The sequence below is a fragment of the Bacillus sp. AY2-1 genome (assembly GCF_008368965.1).
Classification (GTDB): Bacteria; Bacillota; Bacilli; order Bacillales; family Bacillaceae_G; genus Bacillus_A; species Bacillus_A thuringiensis_S.
Map to the genome: position 1 here is coordinate 1 of NZ_QPEL01000104.1, position 7855 is coordinate 7855.

Consider the following 7855-nt stretch of genomic DNA (forward strand, 5'->3'; position numbering starts at 1 on the left):
CGGGATGTTGACAAAGTTCAACAAAAAGTGAGATGAAATGAGGAATGCCCCAAGACTAGAAGCAATCATCGCTATAAAAGTTAGTATACATGTAAGAAAAAAAACTTTATTCAAAATAGTCCCCTCCGTCAAAATATTACTAGATTTATTATACTATAAAAGCTATAATAAGTACTAGAAATAATTTTTTGAAAATTATACACAATTAAAGGTCTGATTTTAAGATGATGGTAGCAATGTTAACGTATCCCTTTACGAAAAATTAAAAATATAAACATTTTATTAAAAATTTTAACAAAAAAACAAAAAACTATATTCACAATCGTCGTATTATATGTATAATGAAAATTGTAGAAACTTGGAGATTATTCTTTCAATTCTACTTTTTAACAAGTGAGGGTACAGGAAGTGCAATTAGGGGAGGCAACACAACATGAAGAAAAAGATACCGTTATTACTTGCATCAACTTTAACTGCAAGTATGTTGCTTGGCGCGTGTAGCTACCAAAAAGATGATGCAAAAGCAAAAGGGAAAGAGAACGCTACGAGTAGTAGTAACGGAAAACAGATTCTTAATTTAACAGAGTTATCTGAAATTCCGTCAATGGATGCATCATTAGCATCTGACTCTTCATCTTCTACAGCATTAAATAATACGATGGAAGGTTTATATCGTATTGGCAAAGATCAAAAGAGAATGCCTGGCGTTGCAGAAGATGTCGAAAAGCTAGATGATGGGAAGAAATACATATTTAAATTAAGAAAAGATGCGAAATGGTCAAATGGGGAACCTGTAACAGCTAAAGACTTTGTGTATTCATGGAAAAGAGCCGTAAATCCAGATACAAAAGCAACGTATTCGTACATTATGTTCGATATTAAAAATGCAGAGAAAATTCATAAAAAAGAATTACCTGCTGACCAATTAGGTGTAAAAGCGATTGATGATTATACATTAGAAGTGGAATTAGACAATCCCGTTCCTTACTTTATCGATTTAACAGTTTATCCAGTATTTTACCCGCTAAATGAAAACTTTGTAAAAGCACAAGGTGATAAGTTTGGTTTAGAGGCAAATACAACATTATATAACGGTCCATTCGTTATGAGTGATTGGAAACATGAACAAAGTTTCCAATTCAAGAAGAATCCTTCATATTGGGATAATAAAACGGTTAAAATCGAAGAAATCAACTTTAATATTGTAAAAAATACAGCAACTGATGTAAATTTATATGAGACAAACGCGATTGATCGTGCGGCTTTAACGTCTGAATTTGTTGATAAGTTTAGACAAAGCCCAGAGTTCCAAACAAGAAAAGAAGCAGGGGTTGCTTACTTAAGATTTAATCAAAGTAATCAGTACTTAAGTAATAAAAACTTAAGAAAAGCAATTTCAATGTCCTTTGACCGTGATAACATTGCGAAAGTTATTTTAAATAACGGTGCAATTGGAGCTTACGGATTTGTTGGAAAAGATTTCGCTGAAGGTCCGAATAAAAAAGATTTCCGAGCTGAAAATGGAAAGCTAGTTGAAACAAATCCAAAAGAAGCGAAAAAGCTTTGGGAAACAGCGAAGAAAGAGCTTGGAACTGATAAAATCGAACTAGAATTCTTAAACTTTGATAATGAAGATGCTAAAAAAGTTGGTGAATTCTTAAAAGGTGAGATAGAAAAGAACTTACCAGGTTTATCAATTAAAATTAAACAGCAACCATTCGCACAAAAAAATAAATTAGAAGATTCTCAGCAATATGATATTGCGTTTGGTATTTGGGGACCAGATTTCCCAGATCCAATCTCATATTTAGATATGTTTGTTACGAATGGTTCTCAAAATAAAACAGGGTATTCTAATCAGAAGTATGATGAGTTAATCCTAAAAGCTAAAACAGATACAAAAGATTTACAAGCTCGCTGGAACAACCTTCTAGAAGTAGAGAAGATGTTAATTAAAGAGGATGCAGTTATCACTCCAATCTTCCAAAAAGGTTCAGCGTATGTAGTAAAAGGTGCCGTAAAAGATATTATCCCAATTAACTATGGTGGTAAATTAACTTACAAATGGGCATCTGTTGAACAAAAATAATCTTTTTTTTCCATCGTTTACAAGGGTATATGCCTATGATGGGCATATGCTCTTATTTTAAAAAAATAAAAGTAAGAATATTTTAAACTATCTTATTGCTTTTGAGAAAAACGGGGAGGTGCTTGACTATGGGACGTTATGTATTAAAACGTTTCGTGTACATGGCTTTGACATTATTTTTAATTACTACACTGACTTTCTTTTTGATGAAATTACTTCCGGGTTCTCCGCTTAAAAACCAGGAGAAGCTATCACCGGCACAAAAAGAAATCATTCTTGAAAAATACGGATTAAATGATCCGGTACCAGTTCAATACGCACGTTACTTAGGTAACTTAGCAAAAGGTGATTTAGGGGTATCATTCCAATATGATAACCGCCCAGTAACAGACATGATTGTGGATCGTATTGGACCATCAGCCCAATTAGGTTTACAAGCGATTATATTAGGGACATTTATCGGTTTAATTTTAGGTATTGTTGCCGCACTTCGTAATAATACGTGGGTGGATTATAGTGCAACAGTTATTTCGGTACTCGGAATGTCGGTACCATCATTCGTATTCGCCGCATTACTACAATATTTCGTAGGGGTAAAACTTGGTTGGTTCCCGGTAGCATTCTGGAAAGGACCAGAGTTTACTGTAATGCCTACAATTGCATTATCGATGGGAGTTATCGCAACAATCGCACGTTTCTCTCGTGCAGAATTAATTGAAGTTATGCAGTCAGACTATATTTTAACAGCGAAAGCAAAAGGAATTAGTCAAGGCGTTATCATTGTAAAACACGCACTTCGTAACGCGTTAATTCCAGTTGTAACAATTTTAGGACCAATGGTTGCGGCATTAATTACAGGAACACTTGTTATCGAGCAAATTTATGCTGTACCAGGACTTGGGGAACAATTCGTTAAATCGATTACTTTAAATGACTATACAGTTATTATGGGAACTACGATTTTCTATAGTGCAATCTTCATTTTAGTTATTTTCATTGTCGATATTTTATACGGAATTATTGATCCTCGTATTCGTTTAGCGGGAGGGAAAAAATGATGAAAGATGTACAAAAATTATCTCCAGATTTATTTCAACAAGCCAATCAAAATAATGTTGATAATGAAGTCATTGCCCGTCCAAGCTTAACGTTTTGGCAAGATGTAAGAAGACGTTTGTTCCAACATAAAGGTGCGATGCTTGGCCTTGTATTATTAGTAATCATTGCGCTATTAGCGATTTTTGGACCGATGGTAAGTAAACACTCGTATAAAGAGCAAGATTTAGGTCGTGCGAAATTACCACCAAAAATTCCAGTTATTGAAAATGTTCATTGGTTACCATTTGACGGTACAGATCAATATGGTGTTGACCAATATGAAAAACGTGATATTAAAGAGTACTTCTGGTTTGGTACAGATGATCTTGGCCGTGACTTATGGACAAGAACATGGGAAGGTACACGCGTATCATTATATATCGCTCTTTTAGCAGCAGCAATTGACTTAGTAATTGGGGTTGCATACGGAGGTATTTCAGCATTCTACGGCGGTAGAGTAGATAATATTATGCAACGTATTATGGAGATTATTAACGGTATTCCATACTTAATCATCGTTATTTTAATGGTAATCATTATGGGATCTGGTATTTGGTCAATTACACTCGCGATGGCGATTACGGGTTGGATAGGGATGTCGCGGATTGTTCGTGGACAAATCCTAAAGTTAAAAAACCAAGAATATGTATTAGCATCTCGTACATTAGGTGCAACAAATACACAATTAATTGTGAAACATTTAATTCCAAACGTAATGGGACCTATTATCGTAATGACAATGTTCACAATTCCATCAGCGGTGTTTGGTGAAGCGTTCTTAAGTTTCATTGGTTTAGGAATTCAGCCACCATTCGCGTCACTTGGTTCTCTTGTAAATGATGGTTATAAATCTATTCAAACGTATCCACACATGATGTTCATCCCTGCGGTTGTCATCAGTATGTTAATTCTAGCATTCAACTTAATGGCAGATGGATTACGCGATGCGTTAGATCCAAAAATGCGTAAGTAAATGAGGAGGGAGAAGTAAAAATGAAAACATTGTTAGAGGTAAAAGATTTACAAGTCTCCTTTGATACACATGCAGGTGAAGTACAAGCAGTGCGCGGAGTTACTTTTGATTTGAAAAAAGGGGAAACATTAGCGATTGTAGGAGAGTCTGGTTCTGGGAAATCAGTTACTTCTAAAGCGCTAATGGGGTTAATCCCAAATCCTCCAGGCCGTATTAAAAATGGAGAGATTGTATTTGACGGTCGTGATTTAACGAAATTAACGGAAAAAGAAATGCAGCAAGTTCGTGGTAAAGATATCGCGATGATTTTCCAAGATCCAATGACATCATTAAATCCAACGATGACAATTGGGAATCAAATTATGGAAGGTCTTATTAAACACCAAGGGATGAGTAGAGGAGACGCACGTAAAGTTGCGTTAGAATTAATCGACCTTGTAGGTATTCCAAATCCAGAAGCACGTTTAAAACAATATCCTCACCAATTCTCAGGTGGTATGAGACAGCGTGTAGTTATTGCGATGGCGTTAGCTTGTAACCCGAAATTATTAATTGCCGATGAGCCGACAACAGCGCTAGACGTTACGATTCAGGCACAAATTTTAGAACTTATGAAAGACATTCAGCAAAAAACAGAAGCGGCAATTATTTTCATTACGCATGACTTAGGTGTAGTAGCAAACGTTGCTGACCGAGTGGCAGTTATGTATGCTGGTAAAGTTGTTGAAATTGGAACTGTAGATGAAATTTTCTATAATCCGAAACATCCATATACTTGGGGCTTAATCGCATCTATGCCAAGTTTAGATGGTTCAGAGGAAGAGTTATACGCAATTCCTGGAACGCCTCCGGATTTATTGAAGCCGCCAAAGGGTGATGCTTTTGCACCACGTAACCCACAGGCGCTGAAAATTGATTTTGAAATGGAACCGCCTTTATTTAAAGTAAGTGATACACACTATGCGGCAACTTGGTTACTTCACGAGCAAGCTCCAGAAGTAAAACCGCCGGCAGTTGTTGAAAAACGTATTCTTCAAATGAAAGCAGGTGAACAACATGACTAAACAACGTGAGAAATTAATTGAAGTAAAAAATGTAAAGCAGCACTTCGACGTGAGTGGTGGTGTTGTCAAAGCGGTTAATGATATTTCATTTGATATTTACCGCGGAGAAACATTTGGTCTTGTAGGAGAATCAGGTTGTGGTAAATCAACAACTGGAAGAACGATTATTCGTTTATATGATGCAACTGCTGGTGAAGTATTATTCGATGGTGAAAACGTACATGGTAAGAAATCACGCACAGAATTGAAGAAATTCAACCGTAAAATGCAAATGATTTTCCAAGATCCATACGCATCACTAAATCCTCGTATGACAGTAGGGGATATTATCGCAGAAGGTATTGATATTCACGGATTAGCGAAAAGTAAAAAAGAGCGCATGGACCGTGTTCATGAACTACTAAACACAGTTGGTTTAAATAAAGAGCACGCAAACCGTTTCCCACACGAATTCTCAGGTGGACAACGTCAGCGTATCGGTATCGCTCGAGCGCTTGCTGTAGAACCAGAATTTATCATTGCCGATGAGCCGATCTCAGCACTTGACGTATCGATTCAGGCGCAAGTTGTAAACTTACTGAAAAAGTTACAAAAAGAAAAAGGGTTAACATACTTATTCATTGCCCATGATTTATCGATGGTAAAATACATTAGTGACCGCATCGGCGTAATGTACCGTGGTCAAATTGTAGAACTGACAACAAGTGAAGAGTTATATGCGAATCCAGTTCATCCATATACGAAATCACTATTATCAGCAATTCCGCTACCAGATCCAGATTATGAGCGTAATCGTAAACGTATCGTATACGATCCATCGCAGCATGATTACGGTAGCGAAGTGCCAACAATGCGTGAAATTCGTCCAGGACATTTCGTACTATGTTCTGAAGCAGAGTATAAGAAATATAAAGAAATCTATCAATAAAAAAAGAGCCATTCTTCCATTGCGGAAGGAGGGCTCTTTTTTCTACTATATAAAATTACTAAACTTGAACAGAAATACTCTCTTCTTGTTCTTCAGGTTTAACTAGTGCGTAACGTTCCCAAGCTCTACTTTTCCAGCGGAAGAACATAATAATGGCACGTGTCCATTCGTCGATGGCGATCGCTAGCCAAATACCCACGAGCCCCATATCTAAATGAAAGGCGAAAAAGTAACCTAGTGGTAAACTCATTAACACCATAGAAAATGCACCGATTAAAACAGGATATTTTGCATCACCAGCTGCACGAAGCGAATTAATGATGACGATGTTCATCGTACGTCCCGTTTCAAGTAGTACACTTAGTAAAAGAACACTTGCGCCTAACCCGATAATGTGCGGATTATCTGTAAACAGTCCCATTAATTGTGTACGGAATGTAATAACGAGAGCGACCATACATAAAGTTACACCAATCGCCCATTTTACACTTTTCCACAAACGTTCGTATGCTTCATCCTTTTCGCCACCACCAACAAGGCGGCCAATAATAATGGCTGTTCCCATACCAATCGCAATTGCAAATAAATAAGTGAACATGGAAATGTTAGTAGCGTATTGTCTAGCAGCTAATGATTCCGTTCCTAAGTACGTTGCGTAATAAAGGAAGACGATTTGACAAGCTTGATACATCACTTGTTCAAATGCAGATGGAATGCCGATTTTTAAAATTTTTCCAATGTATTCTTTGGATAAAGTGAAGTAATATTGTAATTTCACACGATATTCCATAACGCGATATAGTAACCAGAAGAAAACAATAAGTGCGATCAATCGACTGATAGCGGAAGAAATTGCAGCCCCTTGTACACCGAGCTCAGGGAAACCAAATTTCCCGAAAATGAGTACGTAGTTTCCAGCGATATGAATAATATTCATTCCGAGTGAAATAAACATCGCTTGCTTTGTAAAACCGTGTACACGGATAATTGCGGCTAATGAGTTAATGATAGCTTGCAGGAAGATTGCCCCTCCGACGATAGATAAGTAGTTTTGCGCATACGTTAGTACATCGCCTTGTAAGTTCATTGCGAGCATCATATGTTTCGAAAATAAAAGAAAACCAGCGCTTATAACGAGCCCAACTATTAAATTTAATGTGACGGCTAATGCTGATATTTTAGATGCTTCCATAAAGCGTCTGGAACCGAGGTATTGAGATACAACGATAGCAGCGCCGTTCCCGATGACTTCTAATACCAAAATCGCAATATGGAGATATTGATTCGCTGCACCAACCCCAGATACAGCATCGTCTGATAATGCACTTAACATGAAAGTATCAGCGATCCCCATCAACATAAAAAGAAAAACTTCTAGAAAAATAGGCCATGTTAATAAGAATAAACTTAATTTCTCTGTCGGCCCATTTTTTGCCTGAATTGCTGTCATGTCCGTCCCCTCTTTACCGATATCTATTTTTAGCAAAATGTATCGTAACATACTTTCTTATCCTTTGCACTCATTTTAGCCTATATATTTTTAATATGAAGGGCCTGCTATTTTATGTTGAAAAGGGTGGGATAATTATACATAAAATATTATAAAATATAAAATTTATTTTTCTCTGATAATTTAGAAGAATATAAAAATAATTATTTTTGGCACTTTAGTAAGAAAAATAGACAATATAAAACGTTTACAA

At 36.5% G+C, this 7855-nt stretch carries 6 protein-coding genes and 1 pseudogene; 5 read left to right on the plus strand and 2 right to left on the minus strand.

The window, feature by feature from the left end; genetic code table 11:
* Positions 1–114, minus strand: a pseudogene (locus DN403_RS22515) (DUF3899 domain-containing protein); the annotation flags it as partial.
* 319 nt (positions 115–433) lie between these two features.
* Here DN403_RS22515 and DN403_RS22525 point away from each other — a divergent pair.
* The 5 genes from DN403_RS22525 (at position 434) to DN403_RS22545 (ending at position 6152) form a co-directional block, all read left to right on the plus strand.
* Positions 434–2089 (plus strand): peptide ABC transporter substrate-binding protein, encoded by a 1656-nt coding sequence (locus DN403_RS22525; protein WP_000727209.1) that lies wholly within the window; start codon positions 434–436, stop codon positions 2087–2089.
* A 128-nt stretch (positions 2090–2217) separates the two neighbouring features.
* Positions 2218–3147, plus strand: a complete 930-nt coding sequence (opp3b, locus tag DN403_RS22530; protein ID WP_000534168.1) for an oligopeptide ABC transporter permease — start codon at positions 2218–2220, stop codon at positions 3145–3147.
* Positions 3144–4160: an oligopeptide ABC transporter permease gene (gene opp3C, locus DN403_RS22535; protein ID WP_000974107.1), complete on the plus strand. Its 1017-nt coding sequence runs from the start codon at positions 3144–3146 to the stop codon at positions 4158–4160. Before opp3b ends, opp3C begins: the two co-directional genes overlap by 4 nt.
* Before the next feature lie 20 nt (positions 4161–4180).
* Positions 4181–5224: an ABC transporter ATP-binding protein gene (locus DN403_RS22540; RefSeq protein WP_000854341.1), complete on the plus strand. Its 1044-nt coding sequence runs from the start codon at positions 4181–4183 to the stop codon at positions 5222–5224.
* Positions 5217–6152 carry an ABC transporter ATP-binding protein gene (locus tag DN403_RS22545; protein ID WP_000166354.1) on the plus strand — a complete coding sequence of 312 codons (936 nt, stop codon included), beginning with the start codon at positions 5217–5219 and terminating at the stop codon, positions 6150–6152. The genes DN403_RS22540 and DN403_RS22545 overlap by 8 nt, the downstream gene beginning before the upstream one ends.
* Before the next feature lie 58 nt (positions 6153–6210).
* Here the strand turns inward: DN403_RS22545 and DN403_RS22550 are convergent, their stop codons facing one another.
* Positions 6211–7653 carry an MATE family efflux transporter gene (locus tag DN403_RS22550; protein ID WP_003309213.1) on the minus strand — a complete coding sequence of 481 codons (1443 nt, stop codon included), beginning with the start codon at positions 7651–7653 and terminating at the stop codon, positions 6211–6213.
* Positions 7654–7855 lie beyond the last annotated feature (202 nt).

Coding starts and splice junctions, on each gene's coding strand:
- DN403_RS22525 (WP_000727209.1), top strand. CDS start 434: ATGAAGAAAAAGATACCGTTATTACTTGCATCAACTTTAACTGCAAGT.
- opp3b (WP_000534168.1), top strand. CDS start 2,218: ATGGGACGTTATGTATTAAAACGTTTCGTGTACATGGCTTTGACATTA.
- opp3C (WP_000974107.1), top strand. CDS start 3,144: ATGATGAAAGATGTACAAAAATTATCTCCAGATTTATTTCAACAAGCC.
- DN403_RS22540 (WP_000854341.1), top strand. CDS start 4,181: ATGAAAACATTGTTAGAGGTAAAAGATTTACAAGTCTCCTTTGATACA.
- DN403_RS22545 (WP_000166354.1), top strand. CDS start 5,217: ATGACTAAACAACGTGAGAAATTAATTGAAGTAAAAAATGTAAAGCAG.
- DN403_RS22550 (WP_003309213.1), bottom strand. CDS start 7,653: ATGTTACGATACATTTTGCTAAAAATAGATATCGGTAAAGAGGGGACG.